The sequence below is a fragment of the Micromonospora sp. NPDC005257 genome, from assembly GCF_042872445.1.
Classification (GTDB): Bacteria; Actinomycetota; Actinomycetes; order Mycobacteriales; family Micromonosporaceae; genus Micromonospora.
The window spans coordinates 101,981-122,310 of record NZ_JBIAKL010000006.1 but is presented as its reverse complement, the minus strand read 5'-3'; the positions used below and the strand labels follow the sequence as shown (position 1 = coordinate 122,310).

Here is a 20,330-nt window from a genome sequence, read left to right as displayed (position 1 = left end):
ATGGCGCGCATCGTGGTCATCGGCGCCGGGGTGGGCGGGCTCGCCGCCGCCGCCCGGCTCGCGGTCACCGGGCACGAGGTCACCGTCCTCGAACGGGCCGGCACGGTCGGGGGCAAGCTCGGCCGGTACACCCACCACACCCCGGAGGGGGTGTGGCACTTCGACACCGGGCCGAGTCTGTTCACCCTGCCGCAGGTCTTCCACGACCTGTTCGAGGCGACCGGGGCGAAGCTCGACGAATATCTGGACCTGGTCCCGCTGGACCCGATCGTGCGGCACGTCTTCCCCGGCGGCGGGCCCACTCTCGACTCCTGCGCCGACCCGGACGAGTTCGCCGCCCGGATCGGCGCCGCCTTCGGCGACCGGTCCGCCGCCGACTGGCGCGGCCTGTGGCGGCGCGCCGACCGGGTGTGGGCGGCCTCACACCGGGACATCCTGCGCCGTACCGTCGACTCGCCCCGCGACCTGGCCGCGCTGGCCTGGCGGCTGGGCGACCTGGCCGCCATCGGCCCCGGCCGGAGCCTGCGCGGGCTGGGCCGCCGCCACCTGTCCGACCCGCGGCTGCGGATGCTGCTGGACCGGTACGCCACGTACACCGGCGCCGACCCGCGCCGCGCCCCGGCCGCGCTCGTCGCCGTCCCCTACGCCGAGCTGGCGTACGGCGGCTGGTACCTGCGCGGCGGGCTGGGCACGCTCGCCGACGCGCTGCTGTCGCGCTGTCTGGACCTGGGCGTGGTGGTGCGCACCGACGCCGCTGTCACCCGGATCGACGCCGCGGGCGGGCGGGTGCACGGGGTACGCGTGGCCGGGTCGGCCGTGCCGGTACCCGCCGACGTGGTGGTGGCCAACGTCGACGCGCTCACCGTCTACCGGGACCTGCTGCCCGACCCGCGCCGGCTGGCCGCGCTCACCGACCGCAGCCTGGCCGGGTTCGTGCTGCTGCTGGGCGTACGCGGCGACTCCGGGCTGGCCCACCACACCGTCTTCTTCCCCCGCGACTACGACGCCGAGTTCGACGCCGTGTTCGGTGACCCGGGTCGCGGGGTGCGGGCCCGCCCGGCGCCCGACCCGACCGTGTTCGTCACCGCCGCCGACGACCCGGCGGTCCGCCCGGACGGCCACGAGGCGTGGTTCGTGCTCGTCAACGCGCCCCGGCACGGCACCGCCCCGAGCGCCGTGGACTGGCGGCGGCCCGGCCTGGCCGAGGCGTACGCGGACCGGATCCTCGACGTGCTGGCCGAGCGCGGCGCCGACGTGCGGGACCGGCTGGTGTTCCGGGAGATCCGCACCCCGGCCGACTTGGACGCGGCCACCGGCGCGCCCGGTGGGGCGATCTACGGCACCGCGGGCGGGCTGCTGCGCCCGGCCAACCGGGGTCCGGCGGCCGGGCTCTGGCTGGTCGGCGGTTCCAGCCACCCGGGCGGCGGGCTGCCCATGGTGACGCTGTCCGCGGAGATCGTCGCCGAGGCGGTCGGCCCGGCCTGGTGAGGGGGCCCTTTCTTGACACCCGCTGACCACCGCGCGGGCGCGGTGGTCAGCCGGCGTCGACCAGGGCGCGGCGGACGGCGGAGAGCAACTGGCCGAGGCCGAATCCGGCCAGCAGCACCCAGACCGTGGTGGCCATGGTGATGGTGCCGGCGGTCAGGTCGACGTCGATCAGGCCGGTGAGCCCGGCGACCAGCAGCCCGACCAGGGCCACGGAGACCCGGGTCGGCCGTTCCCCCAGCGTCACCGCGCCGATCTCCCGCATCCCGGCCGAGACCGCCCGCGCCCGTACGTACTCGTGCAGCCAGGACAGGCCGCCGGCCGCGGCCACCAGCGCGCCCGGCGCCCCGAGCAGCCAGAACGCGATCAGCCAGGCCACCTCGCCGAGCCGGTCGGCGACCGAGTCGTACACGTAGCCCAGCCGGGTGGTGCGGCCGGTGGCCACCGCCACCGCGCCGTCGACGCTGTCGGCCACCGCCGCCAGCAGCACGAACAACGCGCCCAGGAACGGTCCGTCGCCGGGCCGGTCCACAAGCAGCGGTACGCAGAAGCAGAGCAGCACCCCGAACACGGTCACCGGGGTCGGGCCGACACGCAGCCGGCCCAGCACGTAGCCCACGTGGTAGGCGAAGCGCAGCCAGGCGCGCACCACCGGCGCGGCGGTACGCGGATCGAAGCCGCCGTGCAGCCGTGCCCATGCCGTCGCGTACTGGTCCCAGTTCAGCTGTGTGCCCACCACGGATCAACCGTAGAAGCACGGCGCGGGTGTCGTGTGGCCGGTGGTCACACCCGTGCCGCGTCGCGCAGCCGCTGCCACACCTCGCGGGTGGCCGTGGACCGGTTGAGCGTGATGAAGTGGATCCCCGGCACACCCTCGTCGAGCAGCTTCTCGCACATCTCGCTCGCCTGCTCGACGCCGAGGCGGCGGACCGCCTCCGGGTCGTCGGCCACCCGCTCGAATCGCTGCGCCAGCGCCGGCGGGAACGGCGCGCCGGACAACTGCACCGACCGTTCGATGGTGCCGATCTGGGTCACCGGCATCACCCCGGCCAGGATCGGCGTGTCGCAGCCGGCCGCGGCCACCCGGTCACGCAGCCGCAGGTAGTCGTCGGCGTCGAAGAACATCTGGGTGATCGCGAACTCCGCGCCGGCCCGGCACTTGCGGACGAAGTGCGCGGTGTCGCTCGCCACGTCCGGCGAGCGCGGGTGCTTGTACGGGAAGGCGGCCACGCCGACGCTGAAGTCGCCGCTGTCGCGGACCAGCCGGACCAGGTCCTCGGCGTACCGGACGCCCTCGGGGTGGGCGATCCACTCGCCGCCCGGGTCGCCCGGCGGGTCACCCCGCACGGCCAGCACGTTGCGCACCCCGGCCGAGGCGAGTCGGCCGATCACGTGCCGCAGCTCGGCGACGGAGTGGTTCACCGCCGTCAGGTGCGCCATCGGCAGCAGCGTCGTCTCGGTGGCGATCCGCTCGGTCACCGCAACGGTGGTGTCGCGGGTCGAGCCGCCCGCGCCGTAGGTGATCGACACGAACGAGGGACGCAGCGACTCCAGCTCGCGGATGGCCTGCCAGAGCAGCTTCTCCCCGGCCGGGGTCTTCGGCGGGAAGAACTCGAAGGAGAAGGTGGGCCGGCCGTCACGGATCAGCTCCCCGATGGCCGGCTGGGGATTGGGAAGGACCGAGGGAAGACCGAGCGCCACGGACCGACTGTAACCGGGACGGCACGCCGTACCGGAAATCTTCCCAGCCCGCGAACACCTGCCCGGCCCGTCGTCGTACCCCCGGGGTAGAACTACGGCAGCGCGGAGGGGCCGCCGGCGGCCGTCCCGGGGGCCCGCGCGGGGGTCGTCACGACGGTGACGTGCCGGCGCCACCACCTGGCCGGGCGTCCACGTCGCCATCCGCGCCGTCGCCTCCGGAGGTTTCCGATGATCCCGTCCCCGCCGCCCGGCCCGCGCCTGCTCGGGCCGCTGCTGGCCCAGTTGCGGGCCGCCCGTGGCTGGAGCCAGCAGCGGATGGCCGCCGAACTCTCCGCCGCCTCGGGTGTGCCCACGCTGACCCGGCACGAGGTGTCCCGCTGGGAACGCCAGCTCCGGCTTCCCGGCGACTTCTGGTCGGCCTGGCTGGCGACCGTCCTCGGGGTGCCGGGTGAGCTGATCGCCGAGGCCGCCGCCCGCAGCCGTCGGCTGGGCGTGGCGCCCGCGGCGGTGGACCCGGCCGGGTCCCGCGCCCGGCTGGCCCTGCTCACGCTCGCGTACCGCTGGGCCGCCGACCCGGACGGCCGCACGCTGGCCGGTCCGTTCGCCGGGCCCGGGGCGGACGGCGAACCGGGGACGTCCGAGCCGGACGACGCCCGCCACACCGGGGACGGGTGGCACCCGGCGGACGGGGTGACGCTGGCCACGCTGCGGCGCTGGGACGACCTGCTCGGCGGCGGGGACCTCGCCGGGCACGGCGCCCGCCGGCTGCGGCGGGCGGTCCGCGGCTACCGTCGCGCCGGGCCCGCCGGCCGGCGCGCGATGCTCCCCGCGCTCGCCGAGTCGGCGCAGCTCGCCGGCTGGCTGGCCGCCGACGCGGGCGACCTCGGCGGGGGCCTGGTCGCGTACCGGCTGGCGCTGCGGGCGGCGGTGGCCGCCGGGGAGCCGCCGCTGGCCGCGCACGTGCTCGCGTCCGCCAGTCACCTGCTGGCCGGCGCCGGCGACCCGGCCGGCGCGCTGGTCCTGGCCCGGATCGGGTACGCCGCCGGCCGCGCCACCGCCTCGCCCGGCCTGCGGGCGCTGCTGCTGCACCGGGTCGCGCTCGCCGCCGCGCTCGCCGGGCGTCCCCGCGCCGCCGGGCGGGCGCTGGCCGGGGCGGATCGGGCCGGTACGCCGGAGCCCGGCCGGGAGCCGCCCTGGCTCTACTGGCTCGACGCGGCCGAGCTGGCGGCGATGACCGGTCGCACGCTCGTCGCGCAGGGCCGTCCGGCCGCCGCCGTGCCACTGCTGACGCCGGTGGTGGGCGCGCGTGACCGTCCACGCCGGGCCGCCGTGTACGGCGCCTGGCTGGCCCGAGGGCACCTGGGCCTGGGTGCGGTGCCCGAGGCGTGCGCGGTGGCCGGCGAGGCGCTGCTCGACGCGGTCCGGTCCGGCTCCCCCCGGGCCGTCGGCCAGCTCACCGCGTTCCGCCGCGGCCTGGCGCACGCCGCGCCCGGTCCGGCCACCCGGGGGTACGCGCGACTGCTCACGGCGGCCCGCCCGTACCTGCCGGCCGGCGTGCCGCGCCACCGGCGGGACCGTCCGGGCCGGTGAGCCACGAGGCACGCCGGGACGCCGGGCGCGGTGATATCGGGTGTGAACCGCTAGCGTCGTGGCGTGACCGACGCTGCTCCCGTATCCCCCGTCGACCGTGCCGGCCTGCGCCAACGGATCGACAAGGCGCTCACCGAGTTCCTCGCCGGCCAGCGCGGCTGGCTGACCGCCGTCGACGACGGCCTGCTGCCGGTCGCCGAGGCCATCGAGGCGTTCGTGCTCGGCGGCGGCAAGCGGCTACGCCCGGCGTTCGGCTACTGGGGTTACCGGGGCGCCGGCGGGGTAGACTCCGACCAGGTGGTCGCCACCCTTGCCGCGCTGGAGTTCGTGCAGGCCAGCGCGCTCATCCACGACGACCTGATGGACCGGTCGGACACCCGGCGCGGCGAGCCGGCGATGCACAGGCGGTTCGCCGCCCGGCACCGCGCGGCCGGTTGGGGCGGCGACGCGGACTCCTTCGGCGACGCCGCCGCGATCCTGCTGGGCGACCTCTGCCTGGTCTGGTCCGACGAGCTGCTGCACTCCTCGGGCCTGCCGCCGGCCATCGTGGCCCGGGCCCGGCCGGTCTTCGACGAGATGCGCACCGAGGTGACCGTCGGGCAGTACCTGGACGTGCTGACCCAGGCCACCGGGGACACCTCGCTGGACCGGGCCGCCAAGGTGGCCCGGTACAAGTCGGCCAAGTACACGGTCGAGCGCCCGCTGCTGCTCGGCGCCGCGCTGGCCGGCGCGCCGGCCGAGGTGCACGCCGCCTACTCGGCGTACGGGCTGCCGCTGGGTGAGGCGTTCCAGCTCCGCGACGACGTGCTGGGGGTGTTCGGCGACCCGGAGCGCACCGGCAAGCCGGCCGGCGACGACCTGCGCGAGGGCAAGCGGACGTATCTGGTGGCGGCGGCCCTGGAGAAGCTCGACCCGGCCGGCCGGGAGGCGCTGCTGGCCGGGCTCGGCGTACCGGACCTGGACGCGGCCGGGGTGGACCGGCTGCGCGAGCTGATCACCACGAGCGGCGCGCTGGAGCGGGCCGAACGGCACATCACCGCGCTCACCGAGAGCGCCCTGGCCGCGCTCACCGCTGTCGACCTGGACACCGAGGCGCACCAGGCCCTGGTCGACCTCGCCATAGCCGCCACCCGCCGCCCCGCCTGAGGCTGAGGCTGACCTCTGGGCGTCGATCATGAGGTTGGCGGCGAAGTCGATCTCCGATCGTGCCGCCAACTTCATGATCGACGAGGTCAGGCGGGGTGGTGGGCTAGAAGGCCGCTGCCTGGGCTCGGCGTTTGACCTCTCGGGCCAGGTCGCCGCCGAGGGCCACGGCGGGGGTGCCGGGAAGCGCGGGGTCCTCCCGGTAGAGCCAGCGCAGCGCCTCCTCGTCGTCGTACCCGGCGTCGGCGAGCAGGTTGAGCACGCCGGGTAGGTGCTTGAGCACGGTGTCGTTGGCCACCAGGTCGGCCGGGATTCGGCGGACGCCGTCGCGGCGCACCGCGAGCAACTCGCGATCGCGGATCATCTGGTGCACCTTGCTGATCGACAGGTCCAGGTGCTCGGCCACGTCGGGCAGCGTCAGCCAGCCGGCCGGGTCGGCCGGTCCGGCCAGGTCGGGGCCGGTCTCGGTGGGTACGGAATCGGTCACCCGACCACCCTGCCACGTGACCGCCGGGGCCGGTGCACGGCACCCCGCGCCGCCGCCGGGAGCGCGGCGGTCCCCCGTGTCGGAACCCGGCGGTAGCATCCTGTTCTACCTTCACCCTTCCGACACATAGACTGCCTGCCGATGGACACACAGGTCGCCGACACGTTGCTGGGCTCGCTGATCGAGGGGCGCTACCGCATTCGCGGTCGCGTCGCCCGTGGCGGCATGGCGACCGTGTACACCGCCACCGACGAGCGCCTGGAGCGCACCGTGGCGGTCAAGATCATTCACCCGACCCAGGCGCCGCAGGCCCAGGCCCGGATGGCCGGTTTCGTCGAACGCTTCACCGACGAGGCGAAGACGATCGCCCGGCTGACCCACCCGAACGTGGTGGCGGTCTACGACCAGGGCATCCACGCCGGCCTGCCGTACCTGGTGATGGAGTACGTCCGCGGCCGCACGCTGCGCGACGTGCTCGCCGAGCGCCGCCGGCTGAACCCGGACGAGGCGCTCGCGATCACCGAGCAGATGCTCGCCGCGCTCGCCGCCGCGCACCGGGCCGGCCTGGTGCACCGCGACGTCAAGCCGGAGAACGTGCTCGTCGCCGAGGTGCCCACCGGCGGCAGCCGCAACCTGGTCGACAGCGTGGTCAAGGTGGCCGACTTCGGGCTGGCCCGGGCCGTCGAGGCCAGCGCCGAGGACGAGAACGGCAACCAGCTCATGGCGACCGTGGCGTACGTGGCGCCGGAGCTGGTCACCCACGGCCAGGCGGACCCGCGCACCGACGTCTACTCCGCCGGCATCGTGCTGTTCGAGATGCTCACCGGCCGGGTCCCCTACGACGGCGACCGCCCGGTGGAGGTCGCGTGGCAGCACGTCGACCGGGACGTACCGGCGCCGTCGACGCTGGTGCCGGCGCTGCCGCCGGTTCTCGACGCGCTCGTCGCGCGGGCCACCCGGCGGAATCCGGCCGGCCGGCCGGCCGACGCCGCGGCGCTGCTGAGCGAGGTGCAGGCCGCCCGCGAGCAACTGGGCGACCCGCACGCGCACACCACCGTGCTGCCGCAGCTCAGCGACGAGACCGCGGTCCTGAGCCAGCCGACCCAGGTGGTGGCCGCGCTCCAGCCGGTCGAGCGCCCGGCGTGGGCCCGGCTGCCCGAGGGCGGCGCCACCCCGCGCCCGCACCGGCGCCGCGCCGCCGAGGAGGACTCCGGGGGGACCGGGTTCGCCGCCCTGCGTACCCGGATCATGGGCTCGCCGCGCGGACGGCTGGCCGTCGCCGCGACGGTCGTGGTGCTCGGCCTGGTCGCCGCGGTCGGCGGCTGGTGGTTCGGGGTGGGCCGCTACACGGTCGCGCCGCAGCTCGTGAGCCTGACCAAGGTCGACGCGGAGGCGCAGGCCCAGCGCGGCGGCTTCACGCTGCGGTACGCCGCCCCGCGCTACGACGAGAAGGTCCCCAAGGACACGGTGCTCGGGCAGGCGCCCGGGTCGGCCGCGCGGATCGTCAAGGGCGGCACGATCACGCTGACCCTGTCGCTCGGCCCGGAGCGGCTGCCGGTGCCGGACGTGGTGGGCAAGGACTACTCGCTGGCCCAGGCCGAGTTGGAGGGCGTCAACCTGGTCGTGGTCAAGGGCTCCTCCCGGTACGACGACGCCCTGCCGGCGGGCGTGGTGCTGGCCACCGACCCGAAGGTGGGCACCGTGGTCAAGCCCGGCGCGAAGGTGACGTTGATCCTGAGCAAGGGCCGTGCGCCGGTCACCGTGCCCAACCTGGTCGGCAAGAGCCTCACCGAGGCGCGGACCATCCTCGCGCAGCTCGGGCTGAAGCCGGTGGAGACCGTCAAGGACTCCGACAAGCCGAAGGACGAGATCCTCGGCCAGAGCCCGGCCGACGGCACCGGCGTGGAGAAGGGCACCCAGGTCAAGCTGGAGATCAGCAAGGGCCCGCCGCAGGTGGCCGTCCCCCGGGTGATCGACATGCCCTGCCAGCAGGCCAAGCAGACGCTGGAGAGCCAGGGCTTCCCGGTCAACATCCAGCTCAACCCGAACGGCGTCGTCCGGCTCCAGAACCCGGCCGAGAACACGCCGGTGCCGCCGGGTACGACTGTGACGGTGACGTGCCTGTGAGCGCGACGGACGGCCACCGCCGGGTGGGGTCGCACACCCCCACCTCCGGCGGCCTGGCCCGGGCGGCCCTGCCGTACGCGGAGGCGGCCGAGTCCGAGGCGGTGCAGGTCTATGTCTCGAACTCGCGCGGCTGGGCGCTCCCGCCCGGCGACCCGGCGCAGGACGCGTTGTTCCGCGACGGGTGCGGCGAGCGTGGCCTACCCGTGTTCATCCACGCCTCGCTGCTGGTCAACCTCGGCTCCCCCACCCCGGCGACTGTCACCCGGTCGGCCGAGACGCTCGCCCACGCGGTGCGGCGAGGGCGGGCGATCGGCGCCGAGGGTGTGGTCTTCCACGCCGGCAGCTCGGTCGACGCCGGTCACGCCGAGGCGGCCCTGCGGCAGGTCCGCGAGGCGCTGCTCCCCCTGCTCGACGAGGTCGCGGCCATCGGCGGACCGATGCTGCTGGTCGAGCCGAGCGCCGGAGGCGGCCGGTCGCTGGCGTCCCGGGTCGAGCACCTCGGCCCCTACCTGGACGCGGTCGACCGGCACCCGATGCTCGGCGTCTGCTTCGACACCTGTCACGCCTGGGCGGCCGGACACGACCTGGCCGCTGAGGGTGGCATGACCGCCGCGCTCGACACGCTTGTCGCCACGGTGGGCGCGGACCGGCTGCGGCTGGTGCACGCGAACGACTCGAAGGACCTGTGCGGTTCCACCCGGGACCGGCACGAGAACATCGGCAAGGGCACCATCGGCGAGCCGGCATTCGCCGAACTGATGTGTCACCCGGCGACCGCCGGGGTGCCGGTGCTGGTGGAGACCCCCACGGAGAAGCACATCGGCCACGCCGCCGACATCGCCACCCTCAAGCGCCTCCACCCCTGACGCCCTCGTCACCCCGATCCCTCCCCTGGGGTGAGGGCGGGGCGCGGGTCAGGCCCGCAGGGCGGTGTGCAGGATGGTGGCGGCGCGGTCGATCTGCGCGTCGGTGACGTCCAGGTGGGTGACCAGCCGGGCGGTACGCGGGCCGAGCACCGAGATCAGCAGCCCCTCCGCCCGCGCGGCGGCAGCCAGCGCGGGCGCGTCCAGCGGGTGCTTGGTCAGGTCGAGCGGCACGATGTTGGTCCGCACCACCGCCGCGAGCACGCCGTGCGGGGCGACCGCCTCGGCCAGCCGGGCCGCCTTGGCATGGTCGTCGGCGAGCCGCTCGACGTGGTGCGCCAGCGCGTACCGGCCGGCGGCGGCGAGGATGCCGACCTGCCGCATGCCGCCGCCCATCCGCTTGCGGAGGAACCGCGCCCGGGCGATCTTCTCGGCGCTGCCCACCACCAGCGAGCCGACCGGCGCGCCGAGGCCCTTGGAGAGGCAGACCGACAGCGTGTCGAACAGCGCGCCGTACTCGGTCAGCGGCACCCCGTCGGCCACGTGCGCGTGCCAGATCCGCGCGCCGTCGCAGTGCAGCGCCACCCCGTGCTCGTCGGCGACCTCCCGCATCCGGCGCAGCGTCGGCAGCGGGATCACCCCGCCGCCGCCCCGGTTGTGGGTCTGCTCCACAGCGATCGCGCGGGTCGGCACCGCGAAGTAGCCGTCCGGGCGGATCATCCCGGCGACCACGTCGGGGTCCAGCTCCGCGCCCACCGCCGGCCACGTCCGCGAGGAGATCCCACCGTACGCGGCGGCGGCGCCGACCTCGTACGTGACCACGTGCGCGTCGGCGTCGCAGAGCAGCTCGTCGCCGGGCGGCACGTGCAACTGGAGCGCGATCTGGTTGGCCATCGAGCCGCTCGGGGCGAACAGCGCCGCCTCGTGGCCGAACAACGCGGCCACCTCGGTCTCCAGCGCGGCGACGGTCGGGTCCTCGCCGTAGACGTCGTCGCCCACCTCGGCGGCGGCCATCGCCTCCCGCATCCCCGGCGTCGGCCGGGTCACGGTGTCCGTCCGCAGATCGATCAGCCCGGGGCTCGCAAGCTCACTCCTCGCGTCAGCCACTGTGCCCCCTCCGGCTGCCGACTGCGGGGCTCGCAAGCTCACTCCTCGCGTCAGCCACGGAGCATCTCCGCCACGAGGAACGCCAGCTCCAGCGACTGCTGGGTGTTCAGCCGGGGGTCGCAGGCGGTCTCGTACCGGTCGGGCAGGTCCAGGTCCTCGATGCCCTGGGCGCCGCCGAGGCACTCGGTGACGTCCTCGCCGGTCAGCTCGACGTGCAGGCCGCCCGGGTGCGTGTCCAGGCCGCGGTGCACCTCGAAGTAGCCGAGCACCTCGTCGACGATCCGGTCGAAGTGCCGGGTCTTGTAGCCGTTGGAGGACTCGTGCGTGTTGCCGTGCATCGGATCGCACTGCCAGACGACCTTGGCGCCGGCGGCGGTGACCTTGGCGACGATCGGCGGCAGCGCGTCGCGGACCCGGTGGTTGCCCATCCGGCTGATCAGCGTGAGCCGGCCGGGGACGTTGTCCGGGTTGAGCTTCTCGCAGAGCTCGATCGCCTCGTCCGGGGTGGTCGTCGGGCCGAGCTTGACGCCGATCGGGTTGGCGATGCGGGAGATGAAGTCGATGTGCGCGCCGTCGATCTGCCGGGTCCGCTCCCCGATCCAGAGGAAGTGCCCGGACAGGCCATACGCCTTGCCGTCGGAGATCCGGGTCAGCGCCCGGTCGTACTCCAGCGCCAGCGCCTCGTGCGAGCAGTGCAGCGTGACGGTGCGCAGCGCCTCGTCGTCGGTCATCCCGCAGGCCCGGATGAAGGCCAGCGCCCGGTCGATCTCGCGGGCGATCGCGTCGTAGCGCTCGCCGGCCGGGGACTGCCGCACGAAGTCCTTGTTCCAGTCGTGCACCGCGTGCAGGTCGGCCAGCCCGCCCGCCAGGTACGCCCGGAGCATGTTCATCGCGGCGGCCGAGTTCGCGTACGCCCGGATCATGCGCTGCGGGTCGGCGACCCGCGCCTCCGGCGTGGCCTCCAGAGAATTGATCATGTCGCCGCGGTAGGCGGGCAGCCCGCGGGCGTCGGTCGGCAGGGACCGGGGCTTGGTGTACTGGCCGGCGACCCGGGCGACCTTGACCACCGGCAGCGACGCGCCGTAGGTGAGCACGATGGCCATCTGGAGCAGCGTGCGGGCGTTGGCGAGCAGGTGGCTCTCGGTGTTGTCGACGAAGGTCTCCGCGCAGTCGCCGCCCTGCAGCAGGAACGCCTTGCCCTCGCAGACCAGCGCGAGCCGCTGCCGCAACTGGTCGACCTCGTAGGGCGCGACCACCGACGGCACCGTGTCCAGCACCCGGCAGACCTCGGCGACCTGGGCCGGGTCGTCCCACGGCGGGGTCTGCGCGCGCGGCAGCTCCCGCCAGCGGTCGAGGCCGAGGGCCGCGTCCTCGGCGGAGTCGGCGGTCGGGCGGCTGGTCTGCAGACCAGGGCTGCCCACGGCGGGGTGACTCAGCTGATGCCACTCATGGCGCATGAGGGAAAGCGTACGGCGACCGAAGCGATCACTCACCGCCGAGGGGGATGGTTCCGGTCACTGGGAGGGCACCGGCGGGGCCGGCACACCCGGCGGCCCCGTCGGGTCGGGGGTCGCGCCGGCGGGCTGCGGCCCTGCCGGGTCGGCGGTCGGCTCGACCGTGCTGTCGACGGGCACCTCGCCGGAGATGCACCAGTCCGCCCCGTTCCGGGTGACGGTGAACAGCAGCGACCGGGCGGCCGTACGCGATCCGGCGGCGACCGTGACCGAGGCGCTGACCTCCTGGCCGTTCGGGCCGGAACGGACGTCGGTGATGGTCGCCTGCGGCACGGTGAAGTGGTCGGCGAAGTCGCCGTTCGGGCCGGTGGCGGCGGAGTCGAAGGCGGCGTGCATGGGCGCGCAGAGCTGGCTGCGGCCGGCGTCGGCGTCGCGGGCGGTCAGCGCGTCCAGGTACGCCTGCACGCGTTCCCGGCTCTTGGCCGCCGCCTCCTCGGCCGGCGCCTTCCCGCTGGGCGTGGCGCCGCCGCCGCCGTCGCCGGAGCCGCAGGCGGCCAGGCCCGCCGGCAGGAGCGTGAGGACGGCGAGCGCGGCGAACCGGCCCCGGTGGCTGCGACCCATCGGTCCTCCCGTCGGCGTGGACGTCATCGAGCGGCGAGTGTGCCACACCGGCCGCACGGCCTGGTGACTCCCCATCCTGACCCGGATCGGCGCGCTCGGCCAGGACGGCACGCGGGCGGGGAGGGGCCGGTGTGGCCCCTCCCCGCCGGGTGGGTGGTGCGTCGGCCCTCAGCTCAGCCGAGACCGCCCTTGATGGCGCCGATCAGCTCGCCGTTGCCGGTGTCACCGGAGAGCTCCCAGAAGAACGCGCCACCGAGGCCCTGGCTGTTGGCGTAGCTCATCTTGCCGCCGATGGTCGACGGGGTGTCGTAGCTCCACCAGTTGCTGCCGCACTTGGCGTACGCCGTGCCGCCGACCGTGCCGGTGGCCGGGCAACTGTTCTTCAGCACCTTGTAGTCCTCGATGCCGGCCTCGTAGGTGCCCGGGGCCGCGCCGGTGGCGCTGCCGCCGGGTGCGGCCTGGGTCACGCCGGTCCAGCCACGTCCGTAGAAGCCGACGCCGAGCAGCAGCTTGCTGGACGGTACGCCCTTGGACTTGAGCTTCTGGATCGCCGCGTCCGACCAGAAGCCCTGCTGTGGGATTCCGGCGTACGAGTAGAGCGGCGAGTGCGGCGCGGTCGGCCCCTGGGCGTTGAAGGCGCCGAAGTAGTCGTACGTCATCGGCATCAGCCAGTTGAGGCTGGTCGCGGCGCCCGCGTAGTCGGTGGCGTCGATCTTGCCGCCGTTGCTGCCGTCCGCGGTGATCGCCGCGGTGACCAGGAAGCTGGAGCCGAACTTGCTGCGCAGCGCCGAGACCACGTTCTTGAACGCGTTCGGGCCGCTGCTGTCGCACTGGAGGCCGCAGGCGTTCGGGTACTCCCAGTCGACGTCGATGCCGTCGAAGACGTCCGCCCAGCGCGGGTCCTTGACCAGCGAGTAGCAGGAGTCGGCGAACGCGGCGGGGTTCTGCGCGGCCTGGGTGAAGCCGCCGGACCAGGTCCAGCCGCCGAAGGACCAGAGCACCTTCAGGTTCGGGTACATCTTCTTCAGCTTGCGCAGCTGGTTGAAGCTGCCGCGCAGCGGCTGGTCCCAGGTGTCGGCGACGCCGTCGACGCTGTCCGCGGCGGTGTACGCCTTCTCGTAGTCGGCGTAGCTGTCACCGATGCTGCACCGGCCGCCGGTGGTGTTGCCGAAGGCGTACAGGATGTGGGTCAGCTTCGCGGCCGAGCCGCTGGTGTGGATGTTCTTGACGTGGTAGTTGCGGGCGTAGACGCCCCACTCGGCGAAGTAGCCGACGATCTTCTTGCCACCGGGCGGCGGCGTGGTGGGCGGCGGCGTCGTCGGCGGGGTGGTCGTCGGCGGCGTGGTGGTGGGTGGCGTCGTGGTCGGCGGGGTCGTGGTCGGCGCGGTGGTCGTCGGCGTGCCGCCGCCGGTGCAGGAGCCGCCGTTGATCGTGCAGCTCACCGGCGCCTTGTACGCGCCGGTGCCGTTGTAGCCCCAGCTGAAGCTGGCACCCGGGGCGAGCGTGGCGGCCCAGCTCTTGTTCACCGCCACGTAGCGGTCACCGCTGCGGGTGATGTCGGCGTCCCAGGAGCTGCTGATCGAGGTGCCGGAGGGCAGCGTGAACTCGATGCGCCAGCCGTTGACGGTGGAGCTGGTGCCGTTGGTGACGGTCACCCGCCCCTCGTGGCCGGTCCCCCAGTCCTGCACCTTGGCGAACGTGGCGGTGACGCTGCCGGCGGCCGACGCGGTGGTCATGGGCACCGCGGCGACCGCGAGCGCGACCACGGCGCCGGTGGCCCACAGGGCCCGGCGGAGCGATCTCTTCATACGGCGTCCCTCCAATAGTTAGGAAACTTTCCAAATTGATTGCTGAGACGCTACTCACACCGTCGCCACTTCGTCAAGATGTCAATGCATCGATTTGCCGGCCGGCGCGGCACGGCCCACGCGGGGGCCCGTAGCCTCGTGCCATGACCGTTCTCGACGTCCAGATCGACGCCCTCACCGGCGGCCCGGCCGACCTCGGCCGCTACCGCGGCCGCGCCCTGCTCGTGGTCAACGTGGCCTCCCGCTGCGGCCTCACCCCGCAGTACGCGGGCCTTCAGGAACTCGCCGACACGTACGGCGAGCGCGGGCTGACGGTGCTCGGGGTGCCGTGCAACCAGTTCGCCGGCCAGGAGCCGGGCAGCGCCGCCGAGATCGAGGAGTTCTGCCAGGTCAACTACGGCGTGACGTTCCCGCTGACGGAGAAGGTCGACGTCAACGGGCCGGACCGGCACCCGCTCTACGCGGAGCTGGCGCCCACGCCGGACGCCGAGGGGCACACCGGGGACGTGCGCTGGAACTTCGAGAAGTTCCTCGTGGCGCCGGACGGGACCGTGGCCGGCCGGTTCGCGCCGCAGGTCACGCCCGACTCACCCGAGCTGCGTGCGGCGATCGAGAAGGTGCTGCCGGCCTGACGGCCGCTGGGCACGGCGCAGCGGCACGCCCCCGGCCGGAGGCGTGCCGCTGCCGTGGATCGGGTCAGCCGGCGGCGGACCGGAAGACCGGGTAGTAGCCGCCGGACTGCCCGGCGGCCGTCGGGTGGTACGACTTGCTCAGGTTCAGCACGTTCAGCGCGTGCAGCCACTTGGTCCCGTAGCTGCAGAGCTGGTGACCGACGAAGATGGAGCGCACGTCGGCGAAGGTGAACCCGGCCGAGACGGCGGCCGTACGGGTGATGTCGTCGAGCAGGTTGATGCCCTCGTTGATCTTCGCCCGGGACGTGGCGCTGAGCCCCACGCAGGTGGTGCCGAGCTGGTAGAAGACCGGGTAGCCGACCACCACGACACGGGCCGAGGGCGACCGGCTCTTGATGCCGTTGTAGACGTTGGCGAGCCGGCCCGCCATCGAGGTGCGGGCGACGTTCATGGCGGACTGCACGGCCGCCACGCACTGGGTCTCCCCCTTGAGCACGCAGGTGCTCATGATGTTGGCGAAGCCGACGTCGTTGCCGCCGACGGTGACGCTGACCAGGGTGGTGGTCGAGGTGAGCGCGGAGAGCTGGCTGTTGATGACGTCCGTCGTGGTGGCGCCGGAGCAGGCGACCGACCGGTACGACGCGGGCTTGATGTTGGTGTTGTAGAGCGCCGGGTAGGCGTTCGTGCTGCGTAGACAGTTACCGCTCTCCGAGGTGTAGCTGTCGGCGCCGACGCCGGAGGCGTACGAGTCGCCGAGCGCGACGTAGCGGTCGGACGGGGCCGCCTGGGCGGGGGCGGCCAGAGAGAGGGTGACCCCGACCGAGGCGGCCAGAGTCAGGGCGAGGGTGGCAAGACGGGATCTCCGCACGTCGCACTCCTGGGGGCGTGAAGTGGTGGTGAGAGATAGATATCAATAAGATCACAGGGCATGGAAGATTACCGATTTACGGGCCGGCGCGCATAGCGACTTGTCCCTATAAATCGGTGCCAGGTGGGCGCATCACAACGAAGGTTTCCGCCAAGCCGGGCGGATCGGCGCAGATCAGGCGTGGACGGGCCGGCTCAGATGGGACGGCGGCCGGCGAAACCGCACTCGACCCGGTGGTACCAACGGATGTCGGTGTCCCCCTCCAGCCAGCACCAGAGCACTGCCCGGCCGTCGCGCTCGCCGGGGAAGTCGAGCAGCACCGGAGCGATCCCCTTGACCGCGATCTCATGCTGATGGAACTCGTCCACCACCACGTGCAGCCGCGCCTCCAGCGCCTTCACCTCGGCGAGCCCGCCGAGCGCGCTGACACCGTGGTCGGCCAGATCGACCCGCAGCTCGGCCAGGTCGGCCCGCAGCCGGATCAGCTCGTCGACGCGTGGCCGCAGCGTGGCCACCAGGTGTCGCGCCTGGGCGAGAGTGAACACCGGGCCAGTATGCGGCACAACTCGTGTCTTCCGGGTCACCGCCCAGCCGCACGTCGACCGTCCGGGCCGGGACGAGACGGTGAGCCTGGAAGGGCCGCGGGAGACCAGACGACGCCGGCAGCCTCCCGCACCTCGGCCTGCCAGGCGCGCAGGGCCCGCTTGATGCGATCGTTCTCGTCCCGGGCGTCGTCGAGCCGCCGGGTCCGCTCCCCCAGCTCGTAGACGAGCCGGTGCAGCAGCGCGTCGACGTCGTCGGTCCGGTAACCGCGCCGGCCCAGTGACGTGCGGGGCAGCTCGACGGCGCTGAGCCGGTCCGCGGTGAGCGGACCGGCCAGCGCGTTGCGGCTGCGGTAGACGCCCATCAGACGCCGAACCCGTCCGGCAGGTGGATCCGCTCTGCCGGCACCCCACCGGCGAGCAACCGCAGCCGCGACCCGGCCACCATCAACGGTGGCCCGCACAGGTAGACCTCCTGACCGGGACGCCAGTGGTCGAGCGCGACGGTGAGCGCGTCACCCTGCTCTCCCGCCTCGGCCAGAGGATCGTGCGAGAACGCGGGCACGACGGTCAGCCAGTTGTTGCTGCTCTGGAGCTTGTCGAGGCTGATCGGATCGTAGAGGTCGGCGAAGGTGCGGGCACCGACGACCAGGGTGACCCGGCGACCGGCCGGCGCGGCGGCGACCTGCTCGACGAGGGCGCGCAGCGGCGCCAGCCCGGTGCCCCCGGCGACGAGCAGCAGGTCCGCATTCGACACCGGATCGAGAGTCAGGCCGATCGACCGGGGCGGGCCGAGCCAGATCCGATCACCGGGGCGTACCCGGTGCACGAGCGCGCGCGACACGGCGGCGACGGCACGGATGTGGAATTCCACGGTGCCGTCGGCGCGCGGAGCATTGGCCGGCGAGTACCAGCGCCACCGGCCGGGCCGGCGCTCGGTGCAGACGGGCAGCGCCTGACCGGGCCGGAACGTCAGGCGGCGCCAGGGGCGCACGGTCACCACGGCGATGCCGTCGGCGGCCCGGTCGTGGTCGACGACCTGCGCCGGCCACCAGGGCGGGCCGTCGCCGGCTTGCTCGACCGCACCGCTCACCGCCGCCGTGGCCCGCCGGGCGGCCCCTGCCCAGGCCGCCACCAGCTCCGGTGTCATGCTCACCTGCCGGGACACCGTCGCGACGAGCGCGGCCTCGACGGGGAGCTGGTGCGGCAGCAGCCGGTAGCGGCGACAGGCCCGACCGAGCACGGTCAACAACGCCGCCCGCCCGGCCGGGTCGTCGCCACCGCTGACCAGCCGTCCGAATGCGGCGAGGAACACCGCAGCCTCCCGCTCCGGCAGCTTCCCGGGGCAGCGGTCCTCCACCGCACACCAGAAGTGGTCGGCAGCCTCGCGGGCATACCGCGTGGTGACAGACCACGACGCGGCCAGGGCGGCGGTCACGAGCCGACCTCGTCCGAGAAGGCCCGCTGGGCCGCTGCCACCGAGCACGCCGGCACGTCGAGCGCCCAGAGCACCCCGGCCAGGTAGTCGACCACGCGGCGGTGCTGCGCCTCGGTCAGGCCCAGGCCGCGCCACGCCCCGGCCGCCGGCCGGGCGATGTCGCCCGCCGGCCCGCCGAGCGCCACCGTGAGAGTGAGCGCCAGGTGTCCGGCGAGCCGGGCCCGATCAACCCCGACGAGGTACGGCGCCAGCTCCGCGTCCGCCGCCACCAGCCGCAGCCACCGGGCCACCGCCTCGCGCACCGCCGCCGACCCGGGCCAGCTCTCCGTCGGGTACGCCCCGAGCCCGGTCACGCCCACGGCCAGGCGCCCGGGTCGCCGGCGGCGACCAGTTCGTCCACGCGCTGCTCGGTGAGCCCGGCCGCCCGTAGTGTGCCGCGGCCCCAGCGGGCCAGCCGGCACGGGTGCGGCACCCGCTCGCTGCGGCACAGTGGACCCGCAGGCCACTGTTCCGGCACATGCACCGCCACCGCGCGCACGGCCAGCGCCACATCCTCGTCGCTGACCGGGGTGAGCACCGGGAAGTCGTCCAGCACCGCCGCCATGAGAAGCCCTTCCGTCGAGAGTCGGAGCGGCACCGGGGCGGGCGGGGACGGCGGACGCGCTCGGGTGACGCCCCACCGGAGCCCAGCACCCGCCCCGGGCCATGCGTCCACCCTCGTCAGCTTGCGGCTCAAGGGGTACGACTACGCTCTGCACTTGCGCTGTACCAGCTCTGAAGTCGAGCCGCTGAGGTGCTGGCGGCCGGTCTCGACGCACTCGGAGGCGAGCCGATGACGACCGTGCAGAAGTGGACCGGCCGGGAGACCCGGATGCTGCGGCACGCGCTGCGGATGAGCATTCGCGATTTCGCCGAGCACCTCGGCGTCAGCGAGCGCACCGTCTCGAAGTGGGAAGCCGGTCGGGAGGCGGTGCAACCTCGACCGGAGATGCAAGCCGCTCTCGACACCGCGCTCGCGCGGGCGGGGAACGAGGTTCATCGGCGATTCCGGTCAGGCTTGGGATTGGCCGATGCCGCCGAGCTGCGGCAAGGTGCTGCCGATGTCCAGGCGGAAGGGAACGGTGGCACCTCAATAGCGGACGTCACGGCGGTTTTCCGCAACCGGGCTGAGCTCTCTGCGCACCTGCCCGCGGATCGCATCCTGGACGGCGCCCGAAAGGTTCGAGCGATGGGACTCTCCCTGAACCTGCTGTGCCAACACTACCCCGATCACCGCTGGCGTCAGCTCATCGAAGGCGGCGCGCAGGTCCGATGCCTGTTCCTGGATCCTGATGGCTCGGCGATCCAAGCCAGGGAACGTGAGGAGAGCTTCCCGGCCGGCCAACTCGCGGCACTGACGAAGCTCAACATCGAGACGATGTTGCGGGTGCGTGACCGCCTGTCGGGCGACCTGTACGGCAGCGTGCAGGTCGCCCTCTACGACGAGACGCTTCGGTTCAACGTGCTCCTCATCGACGACCTCTGCCTTGCCCAGGCATACCTGCCCGCGAGCCGAGGGGTCGACTCTCCGACCTTCGTGATGCGACGCCGAGAACCCACGACGGGGTTGTATCCGGTGTATGAGCAGATCTTCGAGTCTCAGTGGGAGCGGAGCCGCCAACTGTGACCTCGTATCGTGAGCTGCTGCCGGTCGCCCTCGATGCTGTTGGTCGGGCAGCCACCTTCATGCGCCGCCAGGCACCAGTCACCTCTACCAGTAAGGGCGACCGCGATCTCGTCTCGGATGTCGACTACGCGATTGAACGAGACCTTCGATCGTTCCTGCGCGATGCGACGCCCGGCATTGCCTTCCTCGGGGAGGAGGAGGGAGCCAGCGGCACCGGGGATTTGCAATGGACGCTTGATCCGGTCGACGGAACGATCAATTTCGTTCGCGGTCTCCCCTTGTGCGGTATCTCCCTCGGCTTACTCCACGGAACACGTCCAGCCCTCGGCGTCGTGGACCTACCCTTCCTCGGTGCTCGATACTGGGCCGCCGAGGGTTGTGGGGCATTCGCGAACGGCAAGCCGGTCAAGGTGAGCGACACCACCAGCCTGGGCGAAGCCGTCGTAGGGATCGGCGATTTCGCCGTCGGAGCGGATGCCGCGAACAAGAATCGGATCCGGCTGGCACTGATGGCGCGGCTCGCCGCGACGGTGCAGCGCGTGCGGATGAGTGGATCAGCGGCAGTGGATCTCGTCTGGTTGGCGGAGGGGAAGATCGACGCCGCCATCACCCTCTCCAACCACACCTGGGACATGACAGCCGGGGTGGCCATCGCCCGCGAGGCGGGAGCCGTCGTCGTCGACAGCAGAGGGGCCGAGTACAGCGCCGAGTCAACGACCACCCTCGCGATCACCCCTGGGCTGGTCGGTCAGATGTTGCAGCACCTGCGGGAGAACGGGACGGCGTGAGCCGATGACG

Annotated in this window: 21 protein-coding genes; 8 read left to right on the top strand and 13 right to left on the bottom strand. The window is 73.5% G+C overall.

What is annotated here, in order from left to right; all coding sequences use genetic code 11:
- Positions 1–1,488: a phytoene desaturase family protein gene (locus ACFYO8_RS14930; RefSeq protein WP_354870089.1), complete on the top strand. Its 1,488-nt coding sequence runs from the start codon at positions 1–3 to the stop codon at positions 1,486–1,488.
- Positions 1,489–1,534: 46 nt separating this feature from the next.
- On the opposite strand, the gene ACFYO8_RS14925 is transcribed toward ACFYO8_RS14930, so the two are convergent.
- Positions 1,535–2,224, bottom strand: a complete 690-nt coding sequence (locus ACFYO8_RS14925; protein ID WP_354870086.1) for a CDP-alcohol phosphatidyltransferase family protein — start codon at positions 2,222–2,224, stop codon at positions 1,535–1,537.
- A gap of 44 nt (positions 2,225–2,268) precedes the next feature.
- The gene (gene metF / locus ACFYO8_RS14920) at positions 2,269–3,186 is read right to left on the bottom strand and encodes a methylenetetrahydrofolate reductase [NAD(P)H] (RefSeq protein WP_354870083.1); all 918 of its coding nucleotides are present in this window, start codon (positions 3,184–3,186) and stop codon (positions 2,269–2,271) included.
- 228 nt (positions 3,187–3,414) lie between these two features.
- On the opposite strand from metF, the gene ACFYO8_RS14915 reads away from it, so the two are divergent.
- Together ACFYO8_RS14915 and ACFYO8_RS14910 are read left to right on the top strand one after the other, a co-directional pair.
- Positions 3,415–4,776 carry a helix-turn-helix domain-containing protein gene (locus ACFYO8_RS14915; RefSeq protein WP_387189865.1) on the top strand — a complete coding sequence of 454 codons (1,362 nt, stop codon included), beginning with the start codon at positions 3,415–3,417 and terminating at the stop codon, positions 4,774–4,776.
- 63 nt (positions 4,777–4,839) lie between these two features.
- On the top strand, positions 4,840–5,922 hold the full coding sequence (locus ACFYO8_RS14910) for a polyprenyl synthetase family protein (protein ID WP_354870077.1): 1,083 nt from the start codon (positions 4,840–4,842) through the stop codon (positions 5,920–5,922).
- Between the two features lie 103 nt (positions 5,923–6,025).
- Here ACFYO8_RS14910 and ACFYO8_RS14905 read toward each other — a convergent pair whose 3' ends face one another.
- The gene (locus tag ACFYO8_RS14905; RefSeq protein ID WP_354870075.1) at positions 6,026–6,406 is read right to left on the bottom strand and encodes an Rv2175c family DNA-binding protein; all 381 of its coding nucleotides are present in this window, start codon (positions 6,404–6,406) and stop codon (positions 6,026–6,028) included.
- Positions 6,407–6,547: 141 nt separating this feature from the next.
- Here ACFYO8_RS14905 and pknB point away from each other — a divergent pair, with 141 nt between their 5' ends.
- Together pknB and ACFYO8_RS14895 are read left to right on the top strand one after the other, a co-directional pair.
- On the top strand, positions 6,548–8,533 hold the full coding sequence (pknB, locus tag ACFYO8_RS14900; RefSeq protein ID WP_354870072.1) for a Stk1 family PASTA domain-containing Ser/Thr kinase: 1,986 nt from the start codon (positions 6,548–6,550) through the stop codon (positions 8,531–8,533).
- Positions 8,530–9,399 carry a deoxyribonuclease IV gene (locus tag ACFYO8_RS14895; RefSeq protein ID WP_354870070.1) on the top strand — a complete coding sequence of 290 codons (870 nt, stop codon included), beginning with the start codon at positions 8,530–8,532 and terminating at the stop codon, positions 9,397–9,399. The genes pknB and ACFYO8_RS14895 overlap by 4 nt, the downstream gene beginning before the upstream one ends.
- A gap of 48 nt (positions 9,400–9,447) precedes the next feature.
- On the opposite strand, the gene ACFYO8_RS14890 is transcribed toward ACFYO8_RS14895, so the two are convergent.
- The 4 genes from ACFYO8_RS14890 to ACFYO8_RS14875 form a co-directional block, all read right to left on the bottom strand.
- Positions 9,448–10,467, bottom strand: coding sequence for a GntG family PLP-dependent aldolase (locus tag ACFYO8_RS14890; RefSeq protein WP_354870305.1), 1,020 nt, complete (start codon positions 10,465–10,467; stop codon positions 9,448–9,450).
- A gap of 86 nt (positions 10,468–10,553) precedes the next feature.
- Positions 10,554–11,960, bottom strand: a complete 1,407-nt coding sequence (locus ACFYO8_RS14885; protein WP_354870069.1) for a class II 3-deoxy-7-phosphoheptulonate synthase — start codon at positions 11,958–11,960, stop codon at positions 10,554–10,556.
- A 57-nt stretch (positions 11,961–12,017) separates the two neighbouring features.
- Entirely contained in the window at positions 12,018–12,578 is a 561-nt protein-coding gene (locus tag ACFYO8_RS14880) for a hypothetical protein (protein WP_355094704.1), read from the bottom strand.
- 173 nt (positions 12,579–12,751) lie between these two features.
- On the bottom strand, positions 12,752–14,386 hold the full coding sequence (locus ACFYO8_RS14875; RefSeq protein WP_354870065.1) for a glycosyl hydrolase family 18 protein: 1,635 nt from the start codon (positions 14,384–14,386) through the stop codon (positions 12,752–12,754).
- A gap of 143 nt (positions 14,387–14,529) precedes the next feature.
- Between ACFYO8_RS14875 and ACFYO8_RS14870 the strand changes: the two genes are divergently transcribed.
- Positions 14,530–15,018: a glutathione peroxidase gene (locus tag ACFYO8_RS14870; RefSeq protein ID WP_355094706.1), complete on the top strand. Its 489-nt coding sequence runs from the start codon at positions 14,530–14,532 to the stop codon at positions 15,016–15,018.
- 64 nt (positions 15,019–15,082) lie between these two features.
- Here ACFYO8_RS14870 and ACFYO8_RS14865 read toward each other — a convergent pair whose 3' ends face one another.
- From ACFYO8_RS14865 to ACFYO8_RS14840, 6 genes are all read right to left on the bottom strand, one after another.
- Entirely contained in the window at positions 15,083–15,886 is an 804-nt protein-coding gene (locus tag ACFYO8_RS14865) for an SGNH/GDSL hydrolase family protein (RefSeq protein ID WP_354870060.1), read from the bottom strand.
- Positions 15,887–16,080: 194 nt separating this feature from the next.
- The gene (locus tag ACFYO8_RS14860; protein ID WP_354870057.1) at positions 16,081–16,431 is read right to left on the bottom strand and encodes a DUF2203 domain-containing protein; all 351 of its coding nucleotides are present in this window, start codon (positions 16,429–16,431) and stop codon (positions 16,081–16,083) included.
- Positions 16,432–16,466: 35 nt separating this feature from the next.
- The gene (locus tag ACFYO8_RS14855; RefSeq protein ID WP_354870055.1) at positions 16,467–16,793 is read right to left on the bottom strand and encodes a DivIVA domain-containing protein; all 327 of its coding nucleotides are present in this window, start codon (positions 16,791–16,793) and stop codon (positions 16,467–16,469) included.
- Positions 16,793–17,866, bottom strand: coding sequence for an FAD-binding oxidoreductase (locus ACFYO8_RS14850; RefSeq protein ID WP_355094708.1), 1,074 nt, complete (start codon positions 17,864–17,866; stop codon positions 16,793–16,795). The genes ACFYO8_RS14855 and ACFYO8_RS14850 overlap by 1 nt, the downstream gene beginning before the upstream one ends.
- Positions 17,863–18,225 (bottom strand): hypothetical protein, encoded by a 363-nt coding sequence (locus ACFYO8_RS14845; protein WP_357707334.1) that lies wholly within the window; start codon positions 18,223–18,225, stop codon positions 17,863–17,865. Before ACFYO8_RS14845 ends, ACFYO8_RS14850 begins: the two co-directional genes overlap by 4 nt.
- Entirely contained in the window at positions 18,216–18,470 is a 255-nt protein-coding gene (locus ACFYO8_RS14840; protein WP_354870049.1) for a hypothetical protein, read from the bottom strand. The genes ACFYO8_RS14845 and ACFYO8_RS14840 overlap by 10 nt, the downstream gene beginning before the upstream one ends.
- A gap of 228 nt (positions 18,471–18,698) precedes the next feature.
- On the opposite strand from ACFYO8_RS14840, the gene ACFYO8_RS14835 reads away from it, so the two are divergent.
- Positions 18,699–19,532 (top strand): DUF5919 domain-containing protein, encoded by an 834-nt coding sequence (locus ACFYO8_RS14835; protein WP_354870046.1) that lies wholly within the window; start codon positions 18,699–18,701, stop codon positions 19,530–19,532.
- The gene (locus ACFYO8_RS14830) at positions 19,529–20,320 is read left to right on the top strand and encodes an inositol monophosphatase family protein (protein WP_354870044.1); all 792 of its coding nucleotides are present in this window, start codon (positions 19,529–19,531) and stop codon (positions 20,318–20,320) included. The genes ACFYO8_RS14835 and ACFYO8_RS14830 overlap by 4 nt, the downstream gene beginning before the upstream one ends.
- Positions 20,321–20,330 lie beyond the last annotated feature (10 nt).

Coding starts and splice junctions, on each gene's coding strand:
- ACFYO8_RS14885 (WP_354870069.1), bottom strand. CDS start 11,960: ATGCGCCATGAGTGGCATCAGCTGAGTCACCCCGCCGTGGGCAGCCCT.
- ACFYO8_RS14880 (WP_355094704.1), bottom strand. CDS start 12,578: ATGGGTCGCAGCCACCGGGGCCGGTTCGCCGCGCTCGCCGTCCTCACG.
- ACFYO8_RS14915 (WP_387189865.1), top strand. CDS start 3,415: ATGATCCCGTCCCCGCCGCCCGGCCCGCGCCTGCTCGGGCCGCTGCTG.
- ACFYO8_RS14835 (WP_354870046.1), top strand. CDS start 18,699: ATGACGACCGTGCAGAAGTGGACCGGCCGGGAGACCCGGATGCTGCGG.
- pknB (WP_354870072.1), top strand. CDS start 6,548: ATGGACACACAGGTCGCCGACACGTTGCTGGGCTCGCTGATCGAGGGG.
- ACFYO8_RS14840 (WP_354870049.1), bottom strand. CDS start 18,470: ATGGCGGCGGTGCTGGACGACTTCCCGGTGCTCACCCCGGTCAGCGAC.
- ACFYO8_RS14875 (WP_354870065.1), bottom strand. CDS start 14,386: ATGAAGAGATCGCTCCGCCGGGCCCTGTGGGCCACCGGCGCCGTGGTC.
- ACFYO8_RS14930 (WP_354870089.1), top strand. CDS start 1: ATGGCGCGCATCGTGGTCATCGGCGCCGGGGTGGGCGGGCTCGCCGCC.
- ACFYO8_RS14870 (WP_355094706.1), top strand. CDS start 14,530: ATGACCGTTCTCGACGTCCAGATCGACGCCCTCACCGGCGGCCCGGCC.
- ACFYO8_RS14855 (WP_354870055.1), bottom strand. CDS start 16,793: ATGGGCGTCTACCGCAGCCGCAACGCGCTGGCCGGTCCGCTCACCGCG.